We start from the raw sequence: 22,944 nt of genomic DNA, 5'->3' as shown, positions 1-22,944 counted from the left end.
CAGACGCCGGCGCGCATCGTTGTTTCCCGATACCGGCGAATCTCCTTGCGATTCCGTCCCTTTGCGGGAAGCCGGCCCGCCGCCGCCGCCCCCAGCCACGGAGCCGCCGATGCTCGACCCCTCCGGCATCGCCCAGCAGATCTGGGACATGAAGTACCGGCAGAAGACGGCCGACGGCACTCCTGTGGACAAGACGGTGGCGGACACCTGGCAGCGGGTGGCGACGGCGCTGGCCGCCGGCGAGGCCGATGCCGACCTGTGGCGACAGCGCTATGCCGAGGCCATGGCCGATTTCGTGGTGCTGCCCGCCGGCCGCATCCTGGCCGGCGCCGGCACCGGGCGGCGGGTGACGCTGTTCAACTGCTTCGTCATGGGCCGCATCGACGACGACATGGGCTCGATCTTCGCCCACCTGCGCGAAGCGGCGCTGACCATGCAGCAGGGCGGCGGCATCGGCTACGACTTCTCCACCCTGCGGCCGCGGGGAGCGCCGGTGCGCGGCGTGGACTCCGATGCCTCCGGCCCGGTCAGCTTCATGGACGTGTGGGACGCCATGTGCCGCACCATCATGTCGGCCGGCAGCCGGCGCGGCGCCATGATGGCCACCCTGCGCTGCGACCATCCGGACATTGAGGACTTCGTCGACGCCAAGCGCGACCCCGCCCGCCTGCGCATGTTCAACCTGTCGGTGCTGGTGACCGATGCCTTCATGACGGCGGTGCGGGAAGACGCCGACTGGCCGCTGGTATTCGGCGGCCGCACCTGGCGCACCCTGCGCGCCCGCGACCTGTGGACGCGCATCATGCAGGCCACATACGACGTGGCGGAGCCGGGCGTCGTCTTCATCGACCGCATCAACACCCTGAACCCGCTGTCCTATGCGGAAGAGATCATTGCGACCAACCCCTGCGTCACCGCCGACACCTGGGTGAGCACCGCCGCCGGCCCGCGCATGGTGGGGGACCTGGTGGGCCAGCCGTTCACCGCCCTGGTGGACGGCGCCGCCGTCGCCTCCGGCCCCGAAGGCTTCTTCCCCACCGGCGTGCGTGCGGTGGTGCGGCTGATGACCCGCGAGGGCCCGGCCCTGACGCTGACACCCGACCATCGGCTGCAGCTGGCCGACGGCACCTGGCGGGCGGCGGGCGAACTGGAACCCGGCGACCGCCTGCGCCTGCACGACCACCGCCCGGGGGCCGCCGACTGGGGCGGCACGGGCACGGCGGAGGAGGGCTACCTGCTCGGCCTGCTCATCGGCGATGGTACGCTGAAAACCGACAAGGCCGTGCTGAGCGTCTGGGTCCGCCCCGATCAGGCGGCCCCGGCGGAGGGCAGCGGCGGCATCATGGCGGCGGCGCTGGAAGCGGCTCACAGCCTGCCGCACCGGGCCGACTTCGCCGGCTGGCAGAGCGTCTCCGGCCGGCCGGAGCGGCGGCTGGTGCTCGGCGCCGTGCGCCATCTGGCACATGACTACGGCATGGCGCCCGGCCGCAAGACCATCACCGCCGCCATGGAGCGGGCCAGCAGCGCCTTTCAACGCGGCCTGCTGCGCGGCCTGTTCGACAGCGACGGCAGCGTGCAGGGGCGACAGGGCAAGGGCGTCAGCATCCGCCTGGCGCAGAGCGACGCCGGTCTGCTCGCCACCGTCCAACGGATGCTGCTGCGCTTCGGCATCGTGTCCACCCTCTACCGCGATCGCCGGGCCGCCGGCACCCGCCTGTTGCCCGATGGCAAGGGCGGCCGCCGCGCCTTTGCCTGCAACGCCGATCATGAACTGGTGGTGAGCGGGGCCAGCCTCGTTCGCTTCGCCGAACAGGTCGGCTTTGCCGACACCGCCAAGCGCACCCGGCTGCAAGCGGCGCTGGCGGCCTACTGCCGGGCGCCCAACCGGCCGCGCTTCTTCGCCACCGTCGCCGCCGTGCTGCCGGCCGGCGAGGCGCCGGTCTACGACGTGCGAGTTCCGGGACCCAATGCCTTCGATGCCAACGGCCTGGTCGCCCACAACTGTGGCGAGCAACCCCTGCCCGCCTACGGCACCTGCCTGCTCGGGTCGGTCAATCTGGCGCGGCTGGTGGAGCGGCCGTTCGAGGCCGAGGCGGCGCTCGACCTGGAGCGGCTGGAGGCGCGGGTGCGGGTGGCGGTGCGGATGCTGGATGCGGTCATCGACATCTCCAACTACCCGCTGCCGCAGCAACGGACGGAGGCGGAGACCAAGCGGCGGATCGGGCTGGGCGTCACCGGGCTGGCCGATGCCCTCATCCTGTGCGGCGCCCGCTATGGCAGCGCCGAGGCGGTGCGGCTGACCGAGTCGTGGCTGGCGCGGCTGCGGCGGGCGGCCTACCTCGCCTCCGCCGAGCTGGCGGCGGAGAAGGGGCCGTTCCCGCTGTTCGACCGCGACCGCTACCTCGCCAGCCCGGCGGCGCAGGCGCTGGATGCCGACGTGCGCGAGGCCATCGCCGCCCACGGCCTGCGCAACGGGCTGCTGACCTCCATTGCCCCCACCGGCACGATCTCGCTGTTCGCCGACAACGTCTCGTCGGGGCTGGAGCCGGTGTTCAGCTTCACCTACACCCGCCGGGTGCTGATGCCCGACGGCAGCCGCCGCGAGGAAACCGTCGCCGACTACGCCTGGCGGCTGTTCCGGGCCCTGAAGGGGGAAACGGCGCCGCTACCGCCGGCCTTCGTCACCGCCATGGACCTGGCGCCGCGCGACCATCTGGTGATGCAGGCGGCGGTGCAGACCTACATCGACAGCGGCATCAGCAAGACCATCAACGTGCCCGAAGACATCTCCTTCGACGCCTTCCAGGACGTCTACCGCCAGGCTTATGACCTCGGGTGCAAGGGCTGCACCACCTACCGCCCCAATGCCGTCACCGGCGCGGTGCTGGAGCCGGTCCGCGACTCGACCGCCGCCCCCGCCACCGCCACCGGAGAGCCGGCCGCGACTCCGGCGGCGCTGGCGGCGGAAACCCTGACGCCGCCGCCCGCCCGCCCTGCCGCCCTGCCCGGCTACACCTACAAGCTGCGCTGGCCGGAGAGCGACCACGCCACCTACATCACCGTCAACGACGTGGTGGAGCACGGCCGTCGCCGGCCGTTCGAGGTGTTCATCAACTCCAAGAACATGGAGCATTACGCCTGGACCGTGGCGCTGACGCGCATGATCTCGGCGGTGTTCCGGCGCGGCGGCGATGTCGGCTTCGTGGTGGAGGAACTGAAGGCGGTGTTCGACCCGCGCGGCGGCGCCTGGATGGAGGGGCGCTATGTGCCGTCCATCCTGGCCGCCATCGGCGAAGTGATCGAGGCGCACATGGTGCGCATCGGTTTCCTGGTGGTGGAGGACAACGCCCGCCCCGCCGCTCGGCGCGACGGCGAGACGCCGCGCCTGCGCAGCTGCCCCAAGTGCGGCCAGGCGGCCCTGCTGCGGCAGGAAGGCTGCGACACCTGCACCGCCTGCGGCTATTCCCGCTGCGGCTGAGGGGCGTAGCCGGCCAGCATCACCCGCACCGATTCCTCCAGCACGGCGTCGCGGCAGAGGGCTTCCAGCGCCAGGCCGAAGACGGCGCGATAGAACACCACCCGCAGCATGCCGAGGAACAGGCCCGCCGCCATGTGGGGGTTGGGCACATGCAGGGCGCCGCGCTCGTGCTGTTCGCGCAGGTAGCATTCCACCATGCCGTGGGTGCGGGCCGGGCCGGCGGCGTAGAAGGTTTCGGCGATGTCGGGAAACTTGTGTCCTTCCGCCACCACCGCCCGCAGCATCTGCACCGCCTCCGGCCCCGTCACCATGTCGAGGTACATGCTGCCGAGCGCCCGCAGGCCCTCGGGCGGCGGCAGGTGGGCGATCTCGCAGCTGTGGGCGGCGAAGTCCTCGGCCTGCGCCTGCACCACCGCCGCGAACAGCTCGTTCTTGCCGCCGAAGTGGCCGTAGAGGGTGGGCTTCGACACCCCCGCCCGCTCCACCACCATGTCGACGCTGGTGGCGGCGAAGCCGTGTTCGGTGAACAGCGCCCGCGCCGCGTCCAGGATCTGGCGCCGCTTGCGCGCCGACCGCCCCTCCGGCGGACAGGGCGGCGCGGTGCAGGGCGGGCGGGAAGGGGTGTCGGTCATCGGTCGGTCCTCAGGCGGTAACAGGCTTGTGAAGGGCACCCGGCCCGGCCGCCAGAATGGCTCAAAGGTGCTGACTTTCCAACGCTGCGGGCGGGCGGAGGATACCCCGCCGGACGCGGCCGACCCAATCACGATACTAAACGGTTCAGTTTGATCTTGCAAAGGTCGTCGGCAGGGCGTACATAGGGATCACCGCAGCGAACTGCACCGTTTAGTTTCGCTGATCCCCAAGCCCAAGATCGGGAGATCCGACATGACCAGCAAGACCCTGTTCCGCTCCGCCGCCCTTGCCGCCGCCGCCCTCACCCTCGGCGCCGGCCTTGGCCTCGTCACCCCCGCCTCCGCCCAGGCGGCCGAATTGCGCACCGAAGTCAGCGACACCTGGCGCCCCGGCTTCCTCAACAACGGCGACGGCACCTATGTCCGCCATGTGCTGGTGGAAGGCGCCCGCAGCGGCGGCTCCACCCTGAAGGTGGAAACCAGCGACGTGTGGGCGCCGGGCTTCAGCAACGACCACGGCACCTATTACCGCCTGGTGCAGACCCCGGTCGGCGGCGGCGACGACGCCCCGGCGGTGGCCGAGGTGTCCGACAGCTGGCAGCCGGGCACCCTGCGCGACGGCAACCGCTACGTCCGCCTCGGCGCCGGCGTGAACTGAGCCTTCGCCGCACCCACCCCACGCTTCACCCGGCCGGGACGGCCGATGCTTCCCCTGATCCTCCTGTCCCGACCGGCGCAGGCCGGCGGCTCCTTCCCCCGGGAGCCGCCGGCTTTTCCTTGCCCGCAGCGCCGCCGCGCGAGCATTGCGCGGAAACCCGTCGCCTCTCCCTGCGTTGGTTCGACATATGGCAAACGCAACCGCGGGTCCGCCGCGCCCCATCCGGCGCCGGCCCGCCAGCGCAAGGAGACACGACATGATGTCCACCCGCACCCTCGCCCTCGCCGGCAGCATGGCCGCCCTGCTGGGCACCGCCGCCGTTCCCGCCGTCGCCCAGGGCCAGGCGGCCGACATGACCGGCCAGGGCTACGAGACCCAGGTGCTGCGCAGCGATACCTGGCGCCCCGGCTTCACCAAGGATGACGACGGCAGCTATCGCATGATCGTGCCCGATACCCGCGACGAGGCCGACGGCATGCCCATGACCGTCCTGCGCAGCGACGCCTGGCAGCCCGGCTACGTGAAAAGCTCCGACGGCGATTACGTGATGCTGGTGCCGGCCCAGGAAGCCACCGGCGACTCGGTGACCGTGCTGCGCAGCGACAGCTGGCAGCCCGGCTACATGAAGAGCGATGACGGCGACTACATCATGATCATCCAGAGCGCCCAGACGCCGCAGTAAGGCGCCCGCCGCCCGCGACCCCATCGCCACGGCCCGCCTCCCGCCCGGCGCGGGGCGGGCCTTTCGCGGTAGCCGGGCAGAACAGGCGGAGCAGGACAAGCGACCCGCGAACCACCTCGCCCTTCGAGTCGTTACTCCGCCAAACGACCAGCCGCAGCACCGGCGACGCACTTGCCATCGTCGTCGCCCTGCGGCCCGAGGACAAAGGAGACAGGTCCATGCGTCTTAACCGCACCCTTGCCCTTGCCGGCGGCCTGACCGCCATGACTGCCCTGGCCGCCCCGGCCCTGGCCGACGGCGTGTTCGAGCAGATCACCCCGGGCACCGCCAGCATCAACATCACCGGCATCCCCGAAGGCGGCACCGTCATGGTGGTGACCGACCAGATCGAGTCCGGCACCCAGACCATGGTCATCAGCCGCGACGGCGGTGCCAGCGCCATGACGTCCGGCGGCAGCGCCTATCCGACCCAGGTGGAGCGCAGCGATTCCTGGCAGCCGGGCATGGCCAGCGACAGCGACGGCACCTACTACACCATCCGCCCCGACGCCCGCGGCCAGATGGCCGGCGGCGCCGGCACCGAAACCCAGGTGGTGCGCAGCGACGTGTGGCGCCCCGGCTACCTGCGCAGCGATGACGGCAGCTACTACATGCTGGCCCCGGAACGCAGCAACCTGACCACCTCCAGCGAGGTGTCAGTGGTGGTCGACCCGGCCTGGAGCAGCGCCATGGAAGTGCGCACCGTGCCCGATGAAAGCGGTGTGGGCGGCAGCTCCACCTTCATCGAGCGGTCCGACCAGTGGCGTCCGGGCTTCGCCCACGACGGCAGCGGCTGGTACGAGCGCATCGTCCACCTGCGCGACTCGGTCCCGGCCGAGCGCCTGCCCGACTTCCGCTAAGGCCGCGCCTGACGGACTGAAGTCCAGCATCAACGCCCGCCCCGGCACGCCGCCGGGGCGGGCTTTGCTTGCCGGCCGTGGCGGTCAGCGCCCGAGGGCGCCGTCCACCGCCTCCTCGCCGTCCACCACCCGCAGCAGGGCGTGCAGGTGGCCGTCGCGGATGCCCATGGCCTCCATCTGGGCGATGGTGTTGGCGATGTAGTCGCGCGACCGGCCTTCCCAGCCGACGCCCTGGCGGATCACCCGCACCTTCTCGGCGGTGGTGTAGTGGCCGGCGTACTGGTCGTGGGCCGGATCGGCGACATAGCCGTAGGCGGAGACGCGGCGGCCGTCGGCCAGGATGCAGGCAAGGTTGCGGCGGCGGTAGACGCCGGTCGCCAGCTCGCGCGAATCGAGGTAGTCGATCACCGCCGCCCGCTCCGCCGCGGCCACCCGATAGGCGCGGCCGCGGCAGGCGCCGCCGCGGTCGAGGCCGACCACCAGCCCCGGCACTTCCGGCGTGCCGCGGTAGCGCACCGACAGGATGCAGGCCGCCCGGTGCCAGCCGCGCACCAGCGCCGGCTGCTCCTCCTCGTGGGGGAAGCCCGGCCGCCACATGAGCGAGCCGTAGGCGAACACCCAGAACTCTCCCTCCGCACTGCCGCCGGGAAGGAAGCCGGCCGGCATCGGCGGCACCCCGCCGCCGCTCATGACACGCTGCTCACGCGAAAATAATCCTTTCGAATCATCCGTTTTGGAGACAGAGTCGAGACCCCCTCACAGGCCGCCCCATGGTGTGCCGAAGGAACAGCGCCTGACAAGCCGCATGAACAACCGCCTCGTCCCGCTCGCCGCCGCCTTCGCCCTGCTCGCCGTGCTGGCGGCGATCTACACCGGCCTGTGGTTCCTGGCCGCCGACACCGCCAAGCAGGCGGTGCGCAGCTGGGCCGACCAGCAGCGCGCCCAGGGCTATCAGGTGTACTGGAGCGACATGCAGACCACCGGCTTCCCGGCCCGGGTGGTGCTGACGGTCAGCGACCCGCAGCTGCGCTTTCCCGCCGACCAGGGCGGCGGCGGCTGGGCGGCGCCGGTCCTGCGGGTGATGGTGGAACCATGGAAGCCGCGCACCCTGGTGTTCACCGCGCCGGGGGAACACGTCACCAACTTCGTCGCCAACCGCCGCGTCTTCGCCACCCGCACCAACGCCGGCAGCGGCGTGCTGACGCTGGTGGTCAGCCGCGACGGCCAGGTGGAGGAAGGCAGCCTCGCCCTGCGCTCGGTGCGGGTCGACGGGCTGGCCGACACGGGGCCGCTGGAACTGGCCAGCCTGGACCTGGCGCTGATCCGCAACCCCGGCGGCCGCGCCAGCATCTTCGAGCGCAAGGAAGCCAGCGACACCGGCATCTGGGCGGCGCTCGACGGCACCCTGCGCGACCTGCGGCTGCCGCGCGGCCTCGGCCTGCCGTTCGGCGACACCATCGACGAGGCCACCCTGCGGTCGGTGATTCCGCGCCAGATCCCGCCCGGCAGCGACATCCGCTCCCGCCTGCGGCAGTGGAGCGAGGCCGGCGGCGTGATGGAGGTGGAGCGCCTGACCCTGGTCGCCCGCCCGCTCAGCCTGGGTGCCGTCGGCACCGTGGCGCTGGACGACTGGCTGCAGCCGCAGGCGGCGTTCTCGGCCCAGCTGCGCGGCTTCTTCGAGGCGCTGGACCAGCTGGAGCGCGCCGGCACCATCCGCTCGCGCGATGCCAGCATCGCCAAGGTGGTGCTGGGCGCCATGGCCAAGCAGCCGCCCGACGGCGGGCCGCTGGCCCTGGAACTGCCGGTATCGGTGCAGGAGCGCATGCTCTACCTCGGCCCGGTGGCGCTGATGCAGCTGCCGCCCCTGCGTTGGGGCGGCGACGCCCCGCCCGGCCGCGGCGAGATCAAGCCCGGCTTCGAGATCGGCCGCGAGGGCGAGGTCACGCCGACCCCACCCAAGATCACCGCTCCGAAGTAACGGCGCCGGCCCCCACCCGCCCCGCCACCATCCGGTGGCGCAGGTGCCAGCGGCGGTCTTCCTCCGGCGCCGGGGCGAGATCCCACCACCAGCTGTCCCCGCCCTGCGGCGGCGGATGGCCGAACAGCAGGTCTTCGCCCAGCGCCTGACCGTCGCGCACCAGCACCCGCTCCGCCGCCACGTCGGTGACCAGCAGGGCGAGGCCCGGCGCCTGCGCCAGCGCCAGCACATGGGCGGCGACGATGGCGCGGCAGAAGACGTCCAGCGCCTCCGGCGTCGCCTCGTCCAGCGACTCCAGCGCGTGGCGGGGGTTGAGCGGCAGCTGGCTGAGGCAGTTGAGCGACAGCAGCAGGTCGGCTTCCGCCGCATGGGGAATGTCGGCCGCCGGCACCGGCGGGATCGCCGTCGCCCCCAGGCAGGCAGCGGCAACGCCGGTGACGTCGCGGCTGACCAGGGTGACGTTGGGAAACCGCGCCGCCTGCCGCCGGCTGGCGCGCAGCCAGCAGATGTCCACCAGCACCACCCGGCGGAAGGCCGCCGCCAGATCGGCCAGCGGCACGTCGAGCAGCAGGCCGGCGCCGACGACGACGCACAGATCGCGCCCCGGCGCCGCCGCCACCGCCGCCCGCACCTGCGCCCGCGTCGCCTCCAGATGCGGCAGCCAGGCGGCGCGGCAGCGGCGGCTGCGGGCCTCGACGGCGATCAGGTCATGCAGGTAGCCGAGCCGGCGCAAGGGCGCCGGGCACGGGGTGAGCCAGTGGGTAAGGGCTTCGCGCAGCACGGCGGGCGGGGCCTCGTCTGGGGTCAGGTCAGGGCTGGTGCAGGGGGCTCTGGTCCTTCACCCGGTCGATGATCGAATCGACCAGCGCCCGCACCGCCGAGACATAGGCCTCCGCCGCCCATACCTGATAGATGTCGCCGCACGGGCGGCCGCGGCAGGTGAGCGGCCGGGTATGGACGGCGCCATAGAGCCGGCCGTAGGTGGCGCGCAGGTCGGCGACGCGGGCGCGGATGCCGCCGTCGCCGAAGGCATCGGGCGGGTAGAACTCCGCCGCCAGGGCCGCCGCCACATCCTCCAGGCAGCGGGCCTGGACCTCCAGCGCCGCCGTCATGCGCACCGGCACGCCGGTGGCATAGTCCTTCTCCACCGCCTGATCGCAGGCATCGGCCCGTTCGGCCATGGTGTCGAGCAGGGCGTAGTTCGGCCCCGACGCTGCCGCCGCCGCCGACGCCGCCAGGGCCGCCGCGCCGCCCCCGCACGATCCCCACCCGACCAGTGCCAGCACCACCAGGGCCCGCGCCCGCATGACGTCTTCCCTTCCGCTCCGCCCCCCGTCGGCGGCCTCAGCGGCGGCCGAACAGGCGCTCGATGTCCTTCAGCTTCAGCTCGACGTAGGTCGGCCGGCCGTGGTTGCACTGGCCGGAGTGTGGCGTCATTTCCATCTGGCGCAAGAGGGCATTCATTTCCTCGGCATTGAGCAGCCGGCCGGCCCGCACGCTGCCGTGACAGGCCATGGTGCCGCAGACGTCGGCCAGCCGGTCCTTCAGCGCCAGCGCCTCGCCCAGTTCCGCCAGTTCGTCGGCGAGGTCGCGGATGAGGCCCTTGACGTCGCAGTCGCCCAGCAGCGCCGGCACCTCGCGCACCAGGATGGAGCCGGGACCGAAGGGCTCGATCACCAGCCCGAGGGCCGCCAGTTCCTCCGCCCGCGCCGCCACCCGGTCGGCATCGGCCTCGTCCATCTCCACCACCTCGGGCAGCAGCAGGCCCTGGCGGGCGACGCCGCCGTCGGCCAGTGCCTGCTTCATGCGCTCGTAGACCAGCCGCTCGTGGGCGGCGTGCTGGTCGACGATGACGATGCCGTCCGCCGTCTGGGCGACGATATAGGTGCCGTGCAGCTGCGCCCGCGCGACGCCAAGGGGATGCTCCGCCGCCGCCCGCCGCGGCGCCTCGGCGGCAGGGCCGGCATCGCGGGCCTGCGGCGGCGCCGACAGGTTGGGCAGGCGGCCGGCCGGCTCGAAGAACCCGCCCTGCGGCGCCTGGGCGGCGAAGGCGGCAGCCAGATCGCCGGCGGCCGGGCGCGGCGGCGGCGTCCAGCTCCATGCCGCCTGACCGCCGCTGCGGCCGAGCGGCAGCGCCGGGCGGCGCATCTCCGCCTCCTCCCCCTCCGGCCGGGCCGCGCCCAGCGCCCCCAGCGCCACGGTGGTGGAGGCGCGATGACCGGCGGCGGCCAGGGCATGGCGCAGGGCGGAGACGATCAGCCCGCGCACCAGCGCCGAGTCGCGGAACCGCACCTCGGCCTTGGCGGGGTGAACGTTGACGTCCACCTCCCGCGGCGGCAGGTCCAGGTACAGCGCCAGCACCGCGTGGCGGTCGTGGGCCAGGAAATCCTGGTAGGCGCCGCGCACCGCGCCGGTCAGCAGGCGGTCCTTCACCGGCCGGCCGTTGACGAACAGGTATTGCTGCTGGGCGTTGCCGCGGTTGTAGGTGGGCAGGCCGATGTGGCCGGTGAGGCGGATGCCCTCGCGCTCCGCCTCCACCGGCAGGGCGTTGTCGAAGAACTCGCGCCCGATGACGCCGGCCAGACGGTCCAGCCGGCGGGCGAACAGGTCGCCCTGGGCCGCCCCCAGCTTGACCACGCTGCGGGTGCCGTCGCTCAGGCTGAAGGCGACCTCCGGGTGGGCCATGGCCAGCCGGTTGATGACGTCGGCGGCGTGCTGCGTCTCGGTGCGCGGCGCCTTGAGGAACTTGAGCCGGGCCGGGGTGGCGTAGAACAGGTCGCGCACCTCCACCCGCGTGCCGGGGCCGCCGGCGGCCGGTTCCGGCTCGCCCTTGGCACCGCCCTCGACGGTGAGGCGCCAGGCGCTGTCGGAGTCGCGGGTGCGGCTGGTGAGGGTCAGCCGCGACACCGAGCCGATGGACGGCAGCGCCTCGCCCCGGAACCCCAGGAAGCCGATGTCGAACAGGTCGTCGGTGGGCAGCTTCGACGTCGCGTGGCGCTCCACGCACAGCGCCAGATCAGCCGGCGTCATGCCGGCGCCGTCATCCTGCACCACGATGAGGGAGCGGCCACCGTCGGCCAGGGTGACATCAATGCGGCGGGCGCCGGCATCGAGGGCGTTTTCCACCAGTTCCTTGACGGCGGAGGCCGGGCGCTCCACCACCTCGCCGGCGGCAATCTGGTTGATGAGCGTCGGGGGCAGCAGACGCAGGGGCACAGGCACTCTCATCGCATGGGGTCAGGGCCGGCAGCGGCCGGCTCACCACATACGGTATTGGCTGCGGCCCGGGGCCGCAACATAAACGAAGGAGGAGAGACCCGCCACAGGACCGGCGGCGGCGGGCGTCAGCCGCGGGCGCCGCGGGTTTCCGGCAGGCCGGGGCGCTTCGGCGTCGGCGAGTAGACGAAGCCATAGGCCGGATAGGTGCGGCTGCCGAGGGTGTTGCCCGGCTCGAACCAGAAGCGGGTCTGCGACCAGTCGTTCTTGGGGCTGACGTCCACCACCCGCATGCCGACATGGACGCGGCCCTTGGTGTCGCGGCTCCACCCCCAATTGGCGTGGTCGACCAGGATGGTGCGCTTGTCGATCACCTTGGAGACGATGGCCACATGGCCCGACCGCAGGTGGCCGGTGCGCTTCAGCACCAGCACGGCGCCCGGCTTCGGGGTCTGGCCGCGGTCGTACTGGCCGGCGGCATTGTCCCACCACTGCCAGCCGTCGCCGCGCAGCTTGACGTCGCCGTAGGCCTGCACGTACTGCACGCAGGTCCAGCGCTGGGCGCGGGTGGTCGACTGGGCCTGCGGCCGCGGCTTTTCCGCCGGCAGGGTCATGCGCGCCTGCACCGGCTTGGTCACCGGCTTGGGCGGCTTCGCAGCGGACTTGTCGGCGGCATCGGCGGGGGCACCGGACAGGGCAACGCAGAAGACCACCGCCAGCAGCGTCTTCAGCGCGATCAGGACCCGGCCCGGGGCCGTGGTCTTGCGGGTGGCAGCGGCGTCGGTCTGGCGTCGCAGGAGCATCCGTCTTAGTCCGGGGTCGACAGTGGTAGACGGCAGGGAGTGTGAGGAAGCGCCCCCCTCCCGTCAATGCCTATGGTTCAAATTGCGGCAAATTTCTCTACATCTTGATGTCATCCGCCGCCGACAGCGGCGGCATCGGCCGGATTGACGAGCAGCAGGGCCGAGGTACCGCAGGCCTTGCAGTCGGCATGGAACTCCGGCCCCTGCTTGCGCACCCGGGCCGGCTTGCCGCAGGCTGCGCACACCGGCTTGAGCGCCGTGTTGCCGCCGCAGTCGCGGCATTTCGCATAATAGCCATAGGGCCCCCAGCGCCCTTCCACGGCGGCGCTGCCGCACTTGCCGCAGGCGACTCCGGCGGCGGCGGGCTCCGGCGACGGCGGCGACGGGGGAGCGCTCACCGTCACCGGCGGTGGGGGCGGTGGAGGCGGCGGCGTCAGGTCCACGGCGGGCGGCGGCGGCTCGGCAAGACCGGGAGCGACGGCGGCAGGGGCGGCGCGGGCCGGAAGCGGCCGGTGGTTCTCCACCAGGAAATCGGCGATGCGGTCCATCTCCTTGAGGCCCAGTTCCATCACCGAGCGGGCGATGCGCAGACGCGGACGTCGGCTGTCCACCACGGCGCGGACGCTGTCGATCACTTCGTCGGCCTTGATGATGGCGGGGTCCAGCGCGCCCTTGCAGCGGATGCGGCCGTTGTCGGAGATTGCCACCAGCAGATCATAGGTGCGCGCCTCGACACCGCCGGAGATCAACCCCCGCAGGCCGCTGCCGTCGACCAGCCGGTCCGCCAGCACCTGGCGCAGGAACTCCGCCTGCAGACGCGCCTGGTTGAGCGGCGACGGCATGCCCTGGGGCCGGCGGTCGAACCAGCGCGTCCAGTGGCCGTTGGCGTCGATCTCGACGCTGTCGCTGACGCTCTTGCTTTCAATGATGATGAAGCCGTGCGGGTGCATGACCAGATGGTCGATCTGCGCCGCATCGCCGTCGTGTTCCAGGCGGATGCCGTTGAAGACGCGGATTTCCTCGTCACGGCCGAAGCCGCGGCGCAGGTAGAAGGCGACCTGCTCCTCCGCCTTGCGCCCCGCCGCGCCGAACCGGTCGTTCGCGACGAAGGGGTCCAGTTCCTTCAGAATCATCGGTCTCGCCCGCCCCTAGGTCAGAAGATGTCTGTCCTAACGAGCCTGCGGGCGACGGCGCAACCAGCCGAAGGTCATGGTCCCTCCGACCCAGCCGAGGTTTGCTGACCGCGCAAAGCAAAGAGGCCCCAGGGGTTTAGCCCCTGAGGCCTCATGGCGCGCCCGGGAAGGTTCGAACTCCCAACCTCCTGATCCGTAGTCAGGTGCTCTATCCAGTTGAGCTACGGGCGCTTTTTGCTTCGGCGGTGCGTCCCGCCGAGGGCGCTGTATGTATCGCGGCCTGAGGGGGCGTGCAAGAGAAAAACGCACCATGCTGCATTTTTTTGTCAGCCCCCGTCGCCGCCCGCTCCCACCCCGCCGACACCCCCGGACCGGCGGCGCGCCTGCCCGGCGAGTGGCCCGGCGGACGGGCGGTGTTTGTGGCGCAAATGCGGCTTGTTCCCCATCATCCCTTTCAGTACACTCCCCGCCCATAAGCCTTTCGGGGGAATGCGCGCGTTTTTCCGGGCTGGAACAAGTTGTTATTCGATTACCCTGGCCGGGACCGAACCATAAAAAGGTAAAGCTCGATGGCGCTGTCGAAGAGTGGTCTTTTCCTGGTGGGCGCGACCTTTGCCCTCGCCGGATGCTCCGTCGCGACCGACGCCCTGTTTCCCGCCGACGGGACGGGCCAGTCGGTCGGCGCGGCGTCGGGCATGGGCGGGTCGTCGTTCGTCTCCTCCCCGCCGAGCCTCGGCACCACCACCTTCGAGCCGTCCCAGGTCGCCTCGTTCCAGCCCAGCGGCACGTTCGTCGGCCAGAAGGTGCAGCAGTTCCGCAGCGAGCTTCTGGCCCTGCAGGGCACCCTGCGCAACCGCAATGGCGAGCTGCAGCAGCTGCGCAACGCGGTGATGGCCGACAGCGCCGGCTATCACGAGAGCATGGCGACCATCAACGCCCGCCTGCAGGTCGGCACCACCCCCGGCAACCCGCTGCTGGTGCAGCGCTGGAACCAGGCCCAGGGCGAGCTGGACCGCATCAACGGCAACGTCGCCTACATGAACCAGCTGTCGACGCAGATCGCCTCCGACAGCGCCATGGCCGCCTACCTGCTGGAAAGCGTGCGCGCCGCCTACAACCTGTCGGGCGCGGTGGAGCTGGATCATGCCCAGCTGCGCACCCTGGAAGACGAGACGGCGCAGACGGTGGTGCTGATCGACCGCCTGCTGGCCGAACTGTCGGAAGACATCGCCCGCCAGCAGACCTACGTCGCGAACGAGCGCAACAACCTCAACACCCTGGCGGTCGCCATCAAGACCGGCCAGACCTACGGCCAGTCGCTCGGCTACCGCAGCATGGTGCTGTCGTCCAACCAGCCGACGCTCGGCGCCCTCGGCCCCACCGCCGGCCTGCCGGCCGCGCGGGTCGGCGGTCAGCCGCTGGTGGTCATCAACTTCGACAATCCCAACGTCGCTTACGAACCGGCGCTCTACAACGCCCTCAGCGGCGCCCTGGCGCAGAACCCCATGGCCGGGGTGGAAGTGGTGTCGGTCAGCCCGAGCAACGCCATCCGCGGCCGAGAGGCGCTGAACGCCAACACCGCCCGCCGCCATGCGGAAAAGGTGGTGCGCTCGCTCACCGACATGGGCCTCGGCAGCGACCGCATCCGCCTGAGCGCCACCACCAGCGCCGACGTGGCGGCGCCGCAGGTGCAGGTGTTCGTGCGCTGAGGCCTCGCGCCGGAATGACCAGCAGGCGCCCCTCCGGCCGGAGCGGGCGCCTGTTTCGTTGAGGGAGAGCACCACCATGATCGTGCGCGACGAAACCCCGGCCGACCGCGATGCCATCGCCGCCGTCACCGCCGCCGCCTTCCGCGACCACCCCTTCAGCCGCCAGACCGAGCACCTGATCGTCGACGCCCTGCGCGCCGCCGGGGCGCTCGCCCTGTCGCTGGTGGCGGAGCGCGACGGCGCGGTTGTCGGCCACGTCGGCTTCTCCCCGCTCACCGTCAGCGACGGCGCCACCGGCTGGTACGGCGTCGGGCCGCTGTCGGTGCGGCCGGACTGCCAGCGCCAGGGCATCGGCCGCGCCCTGATGAGCGAAGGGCTCGGCCGGCTGCGACAGGCCGGCGCCGCCGGCTGCATGCTGGTGGGCGATCCGGCCTACTACACCTGGTTCGGCTTCCGCACCGATCCCGGCGTGATCCTCGACGGGGTGCCGCCGGAGGTGTTCCTGGTGCTGCCCTTCGGCGCGGCGGTGCCGAGCGGCCGGGTGACCTTCCACCCGGCCTTCGGCGCCACCGCCTGAGCACCGCCTCCGGCGGTCCCGGCCGGCAGGTGGTCGAACGACTCCGGAGGCTCGGCCAGTTTGATGCGGGGATCAAACATCTAGCCGCTCTCTGGCATCCCGACTCCGAATCCGGGGGCCGTGGGTTCGAATCCCGCCGGGCGCACCAACGTCTTCCCCCGCCGCACCGTCCTTCCGACCATCGCCCCCCTTTGGTCGCTGCCGCCGCATGCCGTCCGGGCAGGCGACGGGTCCGGCGCCGCGTGCTAAGCACGGGCGGGGCCTATCCGGGGGAAGGGGAGCGGACATGGGGTGGATGCGACGGGCTGCCGCGATGCTGGCGGCGGCGGTGATCTGCGGCGCGGTGGTGCTGACGGCGGGGACGGCGCAGGTGCAGGCCCAGGCCCAGACCCAGACCCAGGCCCAGGAACCGGAGTGGATGCAGCGCCACCGCCACGTCACCAGGCTGATCGCCCAGAGCGAGGCGCAGGGCGGGGCCATGGTGCCGGAGCTGCGCGACTTCATGCTCGCCTTCCAGAAGGACATCCTCAGCGTCACGCCGCTGGAGGCGATGGATTACGCCGGCCAGTTCCTGGAGCCGAAGGATCCCGCGGACATGGCCAGCTACCTGGAGATGATCAGCACCATCGCCACCCTGGCCTGGTACGACGCCCTGCGCTTCACCGACGAGTCCGGGCGGGTGGAGCTGATGCACAACCACGCCCTGTTCAAGCGCGCCTTCCTGCTGGCCGGCGACGAGATGACCCAGCGCATGCTCACCTTCCTGCAGACCCAGCCGGAGGCGGCGGCGGCGGCGGTGGATGCCGGCATCGGCCATGCCGCGGCGGTGCGCGATCGTGTGGTCTACGACCAGCGCTGGCCGAGTGCCTTCGGGCTCGGCCCGCTCACCTGCACCCTGGCCCCGGCCGACTGCCCGCCGGCCCCCGAGCTGCCGCCGGAGGAGTGGGAGGCGGCCTTTGCCCATGCGGCGGTGACCGTCACCTACTACTACCGCAACAACGACTGACGCCGCCGCGCAAGCCCCTGGCCGCACGCCCCCTCCCTGCCCTTCGTCATAGGCCCTGGCGCCCCCTTGACCGCCGCCATGGCGGGCGTAAGGTGGTAGTGTCCTACCTCTGCCGGGTCAGGGCGGCATCGGCAATCGCCGGTGCGCCGCCCGGCCGGCGCCCGCCCGCGAGGCCCATCATGACCGACATCCGTTCGCGTGCTCTCACCGCCGCCGGCTATCCGCGCGGCTTCAAGTGGGGTGTCTCGACCTCCAGCTACCAGATCGAGGGCGGCCACGACGCCGACGGCCGCCTGCCGTCCATCTGGGACACCCGCTGCCGCATGCAGGGCAAGATCGCCAACGGCGACACCGGCGACGTCGCCTGCGACCACTACCACCGCTACCCCGAGGACATCGCGCTGATGAAGGCCCTCGGGCTCGATGTCTACCGCTTCTCGGTGGCGTGGCCGCGCATCCTGCCCAAGGGCAAGGGGCGGGTGAACGAGAAGGGCCTGGATTTCTACGACCGCCTCATCGACGGCGTGCTGGAAGCCGGGATCGAGCCGTGGCTGTGCCTCTATCACTGGGATCTGCCGCAGGCGCTCGATGACCTGGGCGGCTGGCCAGCCCGCGAGTCCGCCGGCTGGTTCGCCGATTACGCCGCCGTCTGCTGCCGCCGCTACGGTGACCGAGTGAAGCACTGGGCGACCTTCAACGAGTTCGCCGTGTTCACCCTGTTCGGCTACTGCATCGACTGGTCGGCGCCCGGCGTCACCGACCGCGAGGCGCACCTGAAGGCCATCCACCACGCCAACCTGGCCCACGGCATGGGCGTCGACGTCATCCGCGACCTGGTGCCCGGCGCTTCCATCGGCGCGGTGCATAACCGTCAGGTCGTGTGGCCGGAGAAGGATACCGACGCCGACCGCCGCGCCGCCGCCCTGCTCGACGCCCACTGGAACAAGGCCTTCCCCGACCCGCAGCTGCTCGGCCACTACCCCGACCTGATCGCCGAGACCATCGCCCCCTATGTGCAGGCCGGCGACATGGCGCAGATCTGCCGCCGCATCGACTGGTTCGGCCTCAACCACTACGGCCCCATCTTCGCCCGCGACGAGCCGACCGCCACCTGGGGCTTCCACTGGGGCGCGGCGCCCGACGATGCCGACAAGTCGGACATCGGCTGGCCCATCTGGCCGGCGGCCTTCCGCGACGAGCTGATCGACCTGACCAGGACCTACAAGCTGCCGATCTACGTCACCGAAAACGGCATGGGCGGCAACGACAAGGTGGACGACAAGGGCGAGGTCAACGACGCCACCCGCATCCGCTACCTGACCCTCTACACCGACGCCATGAAGGAGGCCATCGCCGCCGGGGCCGACGTGCGCGGCTATTACGTGTGGTCGCTGCTCGACAACTTTGAATGGGGCACCGGCTACCAGAACCGCTTCGGCCTCGTGCATGTGGACTACGAGACGCTGAAGCGCACGCCGAAGGCGTCCTACGCCTGGTTCCGCGACGCCATCGCCGCCGCCCGCAAGGCGGAAGCGGCGGTCTGATCCGCCGCCTGCCGGATTGTCACTGCGCCGCCGGGTAAGCCACCGGCGGCGCCAGCGGCACCTCCTGCGCGGTCAGGGCGCCGTCGCAGGTCACCAGCGCCAGCTTGCGGTGGTGGTAGTTGTCCAGCGCCTTGTGGTGGCCGATGGTGATGATGGTCGCCTGCGGGAACTCGCTCAGCAGCAGGCGCATCATCTCCTGCTCGCCGCGGGCGTCGAGGGCGTCGGTGGCTTCCTGCAGGAAGATCCACGCCGGCCGGTGCAGCAGCAGCCGCGCGAAGCCCAGGCGCTGCTGCTCCGACGCCGCCAGCACCTGTTCCCACGTCTCCACCTGATCCAGCCGCGGCACCAGATGGGCGAGGCCGGCCGACGCCAGCGCCGCCTCCACTGCCGCCGGCGGCACCGCCTCGGGGTCGCCGGGGTAGGTGACGGCGGCCCGCAGGGTGCCGAGCGGCAGGTAGGGGCGCTGCGGCATGAAGAAGATGGCCTCGCCCACCGGCAGCTGCACCCGGCCGCTGCCCCACGGCCACAGCCCGGCCACCACCTTGAACAGCTTCACCGCCGCGCCGGGATCGCCGGAGATCAGCACCCGGTCGCCGAGCGGGATGCGCGCCGTCAGGTCGCACAGCACCGGCCGGCCGTCCGGATTGGTGACGGTCAGGCCCTCGAACGCCAGCACCATGCCCGGCGCCGCCTCCACCACCACGCCCGACGCCGCTGCCGCTGGCGGCGCCCCGGCCGCGGCGGCGGTGAGGGCGGAGCGGTCGCGCAGGCTTTCCAGGGCGTCGTGCAGGCTTTGCACGCGCTCCACCGAGGCGCGCCACTCGGCCACCTTGGCCAGGTTGTCGATGGGCCACGACAGCGCCCCCACCATGTGCTGGAAGGCCTGCGCCGTCTGCATCAGCACACCCAGGCTGATCTGCCCCGCCATGTAGCGCGGCGCCGCCACCAGCACCGGAAAGGCCTGGCTGAGCACCGACCACACGGTGGTGAAGTAGAAGATGGTGCAGAGCGCATGGGTCTGGCGATCCCACGCCCGCCGCAGGTCCTTCCACAGGCCGCCGAGGTTGCGGCGTTCGTCTTCCTCGCCGTCCAGCAGGGCGATGGCGAGCGCGTTCTCGCGGGCGTGGACGAGGCCGAAGCGGAAGTTGGCCTCATAGGTCTGGCGGCGGTTCACCGCCCGCACCAGCGGCCGCCCCAGCAGCAGGGCGACAGTGGTGCCGATGGCGGCATAGATCACCGCGATCCACACCAGATGGCCGGGGATATACAGCTCCAGCCCGCCGATGCTGACCCAGGGGGAGCCGGAGAGCGTCCACAGGATCTGCGTGAAGCTGACCAGCATGAGACCGGCGAACATCAGCGAATGGGCAAGGTCGACGGCGAATTCGGTGGCGATGCGGATGTCTTCGGCGATGCGGCCGTCGGGGTTGTCGTGCTCGCCGGGCAGGAAGGTCACCAGATAGTGGCGGCCGTCGTGCATCCACGTCGCCAGCAGCCGGCGCGTCAGCCACGCCCGCCAGCTGACCTGCAGGTGGCGCTTGGCGCGCAGGTGGGCGACGGTGATGAGCACGTTGGCCAGGATGATCGCCGCCAGCGCCCCCAGCAGGCCACCGAACTGGCCGAGCGCCTTCTGCTCCAGGGCGTCGAACAGGCGCTGCATCCACACGTTGATGGCAACCGGCACCGCCACCTGGAACAGGGTCAGCACCACCACCAGCGCCGTGAGCGACACCGCCCGCCATCGCGTCTCGCCGGTCCAGTAGCCACCCGCCAGACGGGAGAAGCGCCGCAGAAACCCCGCCGTCCGCTGCCGCTGCGACGGCGGAGCCGCCGGCGCCGGACCCGCCGCAACCGCTTCCATTCTTGCCCGCATCCCCCCTTGTGGCCGCCCTGGCGGCCCGTCTACCACCAAGGGAGTATGGCGATGCCGCCGCCCGCGGGGAAGGGGCTGCGTGCGCCGCCGCCGCTATTCCGCCGGCGTGGTCGCCTTGGTCTGGCCGACGGCGCCCACCAGCGAGGCATAATCGTCGCGCCGCCAGTGGTCCAGGGTCGCCGCCACCTCGTCGGCGTGCAGGCCGGTGGCCATCAGCACCTGACCGCCCAGTTGCAGGCTCGCCTCCAGCGTCTCCGGCACCGTCGCCGAGGCGCCGGCCTTGCGCAGCACCGCCGACTGGGTGAGGTCGCGGGCGCGGGCGTGGATGGTCAGGCGCGGGAAGTGGTGGCGGATGTGGGAGACGGCGCGGGCGGTGGCCGCCGGATCGTCGGTGGTGACGACGATCAGGCAGGCATCGGCGGCATGGGCGGCGTGCAGCACCTCCGGCCGGCTGGCGTCGCCGAAGTAGACGTTCATGCCCGAGGCGCGGCCCTGCATGACACGGTCGAGATCGCGGTCGAAGGCGATGTAGGGGCGGCCCGCCGCCTCCAGCAGCCGCGCCACCGTGCGGCCGACGCGCCCGAAGCCGCAGACGATGACGTGGCCCCCGTGGCTGTGCAGCTTGGGCGGCTGTTCCGCCGGCTGTTCCCGCCGCGCCGCCAGCACGCCGCCCAGGCGGGCGCCGCCCAGGGCGACGAAGGGGGTCAGGGCCATGGACAGCGACACCACCAGCACCAGCAGCTGCGCCGTATCGTCGGGCAGGGCGTTGACGCCGACCGCATAGGTGAACAGCACGAAGGCGAACTCGCCGCCCTGGGCCAGCAGGAAGGCGCCCTTCACCGCATCGGGCAGGCCGAGGCCGAAGGCGCGGAACAGCGGGATCAGGATGGCCGCCTTCACCGCCATCAGGCCGACCACCAGGGCGATCACCAGCGCCCAGTGCTCGCCCATCAGGCCGAAGTCGACCGTCATGCCCACCGCCATGAAGAACAGGCCGAGCAGCAGGCCGCGGAACGGCTGGATGTCGGCTTCCACCTGATGGCGGAACTCGCTCTCCGCCAGCAGCAGACCGGCGAGGAAGGCCCCCAGCGCCATGGACAGGCCGACATGCTCCATGGCCAGCGCCATGCCCAGTACCACCAGCAGGGCGGTGGCGGTGAACACCTCGGCCGAGCGGGCGGCGGCGACGGCGCGGAACAGCGGCCGCATGAGGAAGCGGCCGACCAGCACCGCCGCCACCAGCACCGCCACCGCCTCGCCGACGGCAATGCCCAGTTCGGCGGAGAAGACGAACTCGGTGTCGGCCATCAGCGGCGTGACGGTCAGCAGAACCGGCACCATCAGGTCCTGCAGCAGCAGCACGGCGAAGGCGGAGCGGCCGACGGTGGAGGCCAGCTCGCCGCGCTCGGACAGCACCTGCAGGCCCATGGCGGTGGACGACAGCGCCAGGCCAAGGCCGACCACCACCGCCACCGCCGGCGGCAGCCCCATCAGCCAGCCGGCGCCGCCGATGGCGACCGCCGACAGCAGCACCTGCAGGCCGCCCAGGCCGAACACCTGCCGCCGCATCACCCACAGGCGGGCCGGCTTCATCTCGATGCCGATGACGAACAGCAGGAAGACGACGCCGAACTCGGCGACATGGCGGATCTGCTCCACCTCGCTGATCAGGCCGAGCCCCCACGGGCCGATGGCCGCGCCCGCCGCCAGGTAACCGAGGATGGAACTGAGGCCAAGGCGCGTCGCCAGCGGCACGAACAACGCCGCTGCCGCCAGGATCACCAGCAGTTCGACCAGCCCGCCACCGCCGCCCGGATGCGCGATGTCCATCAATCCTCCATCGTCCTCCTGCACCTGCGCGTTACCCCGCTGGTGCCGCCTGCGGCGCTTGTTACCGCCGTTGTGGATGTGCCCATAATGGCATGTGCCGCGCGTGGGAAGAGAAAAGACGGAGACAGCGATGGAAAGGCGTCGTTTCCTCACCCGGGCTGCCGCTGCGGCGGCCCTGCCCCTGCTGGCCGCGGCCTCCCCGCCGGCGGCGGCGCAGGACGGGGCGCCGTGGTCCTACGACGGCGGGGCCGGCGGGCCGGACCGCTGGGGCAGCCTCGACCCGGCCTATGCCGCCTGCGGCCGCGGTGAGCGCCAGAGCCCGGTCGACCTGGGCGAGGCGACGCCGGCCATGCTCGCCACCCCCGACATCGACTGGCCGGCCATGCCGCTGGTGATGGCCCACCGCGGCCACACGGTGGAGGTGGAGGCCACCGCCTACGCCCGCATGGGGCTCGGCGTCGACGGCAACCGCTGGCGGCTGACCGGCTTCCACTTCCGCCACCCGAGCGAGCACACCGTCAACGGCCGCGCCTTCCCGCTGGAAATCCAGTTCGTGCACGAGGACGAGGAAGGCGGGCGCGGCCTTGCCATCGCCAGCGTGCTGGTGCGCTCCGGCCAGTTCAACCCGGTGCTGGAGACCATCTTCGCCGCCATGCCGCGCGAGGCGGGGATGCGTCTCGCGCTCGATACCCTGGTCAGCCCCGCCCTGCTGCTGCCGGCAGCGCGGGAGACGTGGCGCTACCACGGATCGCTTACCACTCCGCCATGCACCGAATCGGTCCGCTGGGTGGTGTACACTCAGCCGATCGAGGCGGCGCCGCAGCAGATCCAGGCCTTCGCGGCGCAGTTTCCCATGAATGCCCGCCCGGTGCAGCCGCTGGGCCGCCGCCACCTGCTGCTGGATTTCTTCTGAGTCTGATCATCCG

At 71.7% G+C, this 22,944-nt stretch carries 19 protein-coding genes and 1 tRNA gene; 10 read left to right on the top strand and 10 right to left on the bottom strand.

The features are described from left to right. Positions 1–109: 109 nt before the first annotated feature. Positions 110–3,478 carry an LAGLIDADG family homing endonuclease gene (locus ABD056_RS08440; RefSeq protein ID WP_343866113.1) on the top strand — a complete coding sequence of 1,123 codons (3,369 nt, stop codon included), beginning with the start codon at positions 110–112 and terminating at the stop codon, positions 3,476–3,478. On the opposite strand, the gene ABD056_RS08435 is transcribed toward ABD056_RS08440, so the two are convergent. After that, positions 3,460–4,110, bottom strand: a complete 651-nt coding sequence (locus tag ABD056_RS08435) for a TetR/AcrR family transcriptional regulator (protein WP_343866112.1) — start codon at positions 4,108–4,110, stop codon at positions 3,460–3,462. The genes ABD056_RS08440 and ABD056_RS08435 overlap by 19 nt on opposite strands. Before the next feature lie 253 nt (positions 4,111–4,363). On the opposite strand from ABD056_RS08435, the gene ABD056_RS08430 reads away from it, so the two are divergent. The 3 genes from ABD056_RS08430 to ABD056_RS08420 all read left to right on the top strand — a co-directional run bounded on the left by ABD056_RS08430 (position 4,364) and on the right by ABD056_RS08420 (position 6,349). Then, the gene (locus ABD056_RS08430) at positions 4,364–4,768 is read left to right on the top strand and encodes a hypothetical protein (protein WP_343866111.1); all 405 of its coding nucleotides are present in this window, start codon (positions 4,364–4,366) and stop codon (positions 4,766–4,768) included. Between the two features lie 256 nt (positions 4,769–5,024). Beyond that, the gene (locus ABD056_RS08425; RefSeq protein WP_343866110.1) at positions 5,025–5,450 is read left to right on the top strand and encodes a hypothetical protein; all 426 of its coding nucleotides are present in this window, start codon (positions 5,025–5,027) and stop codon (positions 5,448–5,450) included. Between the two features lie 218 nt (positions 5,451–5,668). Next, positions 5,669–6,349 carry a hypothetical protein gene (locus ABD056_RS08420; protein WP_343866109.1) on the top strand — a complete coding sequence of 227 codons (681 nt, stop codon included), beginning with the start codon at positions 5,669–5,671 and terminating at the stop codon, positions 6,347–6,349. A gap of 84 nt (positions 6,350–6,433) precedes the next feature. Here the strand turns inward: ABD056_RS08420 and ABD056_RS08415 are convergent, their stop codons facing one another. Then, on the bottom strand, positions 6,434–7,039 hold the full coding sequence (locus tag ABD056_RS08415) for a gamma-glutamylcyclotransferase (RefSeq protein WP_343866108.1): 606 nt from the start codon (positions 7,037–7,039) through the stop codon (positions 6,434–6,436). A gap of 115 nt (positions 7,040–7,154) precedes the next feature. Here ABD056_RS08415 and ABD056_RS08410 point away from each other — a divergent pair, with 115 nt between their 5' ends. Then, the gene (locus ABD056_RS08410; protein WP_343866107.1) at positions 7,155–8,327 is read left to right on the top strand and encodes a DUF2125 domain-containing protein; all 1,173 of its coding nucleotides are present in this window, start codon (positions 7,155–7,157) and stop codon (positions 8,325–8,327) included. Here ABD056_RS08410 and ABD056_RS08405 read toward each other — a convergent pair. From ABD056_RS08405 to ABD056_RS08380, 6 genes are all read right to left on the bottom strand, one after another. Next, positions 8,311–9,108, bottom strand: coding sequence for a hypothetical protein (locus ABD056_RS08405; RefSeq protein WP_343866106.1), 798 nt, complete (start codon positions 9,106–9,108; stop codon positions 8,311–8,313). The two genes, ABD056_RS08410 and ABD056_RS08405, sit on opposite strands and share 17 nt — an antisense overlap. A gap of 28 nt (positions 9,109–9,136) precedes the next feature. Next, positions 9,137–9,634 (bottom strand): hypothetical protein, encoded by a 498-nt coding sequence (locus ABD056_RS08400; protein ID WP_343866105.1) that lies wholly within the window; start codon positions 9,632–9,634, stop codon positions 9,137–9,139. A gap of 37 nt (positions 9,635–9,671) precedes the next feature. Beyond that, positions 9,672–11,543, bottom strand: coding sequence for a DNA mismatch repair endonuclease MutL (gene mutL, locus ABD056_RS08395; RefSeq protein ID WP_343866104.1), 1,872 nt, complete (start codon positions 11,541–11,543; stop codon positions 9,672–9,674). A 128-nt stretch (positions 11,544–11,671) separates the two neighbouring features. Continuing rightward, on the bottom strand, positions 11,672–12,346 hold the full coding sequence (locus ABD056_RS08390) for a CHAP domain-containing protein (RefSeq protein ID WP_343866103.1): 675 nt from the start codon (positions 12,344–12,346) through the stop codon (positions 11,672–11,674). Between the two features lie 110 nt (positions 12,347–12,456). Then, positions 12,457–13,479 (bottom strand): nuclease-related domain-containing protein, encoded by a 1,023-nt coding sequence (locus ABD056_RS08385; RefSeq protein ID WP_343866102.1) that lies wholly within the window; start codon positions 13,477–13,479, stop codon positions 12,457–12,459. Between the two features lie 154 nt (positions 13,480–13,633). Further along, positions 13,634–13,710, bottom strand: a tRNA-Arg gene (locus ABD056_RS08380). A 338-nt stretch (positions 13,711–14,048) separates the two neighbouring features. Here ABD056_RS08380 and ABD056_RS08375 point away from each other — a divergent pair. The 4 genes from ABD056_RS08375 to ABD056_RS08360 all read left to right on the top strand — a co-directional run bounded on the left by ABD056_RS08375 (position 14,049) and on the right by ABD056_RS08360 (position 18,315). Next, the gene (locus tag ABD056_RS08375) at positions 14,049–15,188 is read left to right on the top strand and encodes a hypothetical protein (protein WP_343866101.1); all 1,140 of its coding nucleotides are present in this window, start codon (positions 14,049–14,051) and stop codon (positions 15,186–15,188) included. Positions 15,189–15,264: 76 nt separating this feature from the next. After that, entirely contained in the window at positions 15,265–15,765 is a 501-nt protein-coding gene (locus tag ABD056_RS08370; RefSeq protein ID WP_343866100.1) for a GNAT family N-acetyltransferase, read from the top strand. Between the two features lie 295 nt (positions 15,766–16,060). Beyond that, a complete protein-coding gene (locus ABD056_RS08365; RefSeq protein ID WP_343866099.1) occupies positions 16,061–16,771 on the top strand; it encodes a hypothetical protein in 711 nt (236 codons plus the stop codon). Between the two features lie 179 nt (positions 16,772–16,950). Next, positions 16,951–18,315: a GH1 family beta-glucosidase gene (locus ABD056_RS08360; RefSeq protein WP_343866098.1), complete on the top strand. Its 1,365-nt coding sequence runs from the start codon at positions 16,951–16,953 to the stop codon at positions 18,313–18,315. A 19-nt stretch (positions 18,316–18,334) separates the two neighbouring features. Here the strand turns inward: ABD056_RS08360 and ABD056_RS08355 are convergent, their stop codons facing one another. Both ABD056_RS08355 and ABD056_RS08350 read right to left on the bottom strand, forming a co-directional pair. Next, positions 18,335–20,176, bottom strand: a complete 1,842-nt coding sequence (locus ABD056_RS08355; protein ID WP_343866097.1) for an ABC transporter ATP-binding protein/permease — start codon at positions 20,174–20,176, stop codon at positions 18,335–18,337. Positions 20,177–20,281: 105 nt separating this feature from the next. Beyond that, a complete protein-coding gene (locus tag ABD056_RS08350) occupies positions 20,282–22,018 on the bottom strand; it encodes a monovalent cation:proton antiporter-2 (CPA2) family protein (RefSeq protein WP_343866096.1) in 1,737 nt (578 codons plus the stop codon). A 130-nt stretch (positions 22,019–22,148) separates the two neighbouring features. Here ABD056_RS08350 and ABD056_RS08345 point away from each other — a divergent pair, with 130 nt between their 5' ends. Continuing rightward, positions 22,149–22,931: a carbonic anhydrase gene (locus ABD056_RS08345; protein WP_343866095.1), complete on the top strand. Its 783-nt coding sequence runs from the start codon at positions 22,149–22,151 to the stop codon at positions 22,929–22,931. Positions 22,932–22,944: the final 13 nt, after the last annotated feature.

Origin of the sequence: Caenispirillum bisanense (genome assembly GCF_039523075.1) — a bacterium.
GTDB classification, from domain to species: domain Bacteria; phylum Pseudomonadota; class Alphaproteobacteria; order Rhodospirillales; family Rhodospirillaceae; genus Caenispirillum; species Caenispirillum bisanense.
The sequence above is the reverse complement of the archived record's forward strand: the minus strand, read 5'-3'. Positions and strand labels throughout refer to the sequence as shown.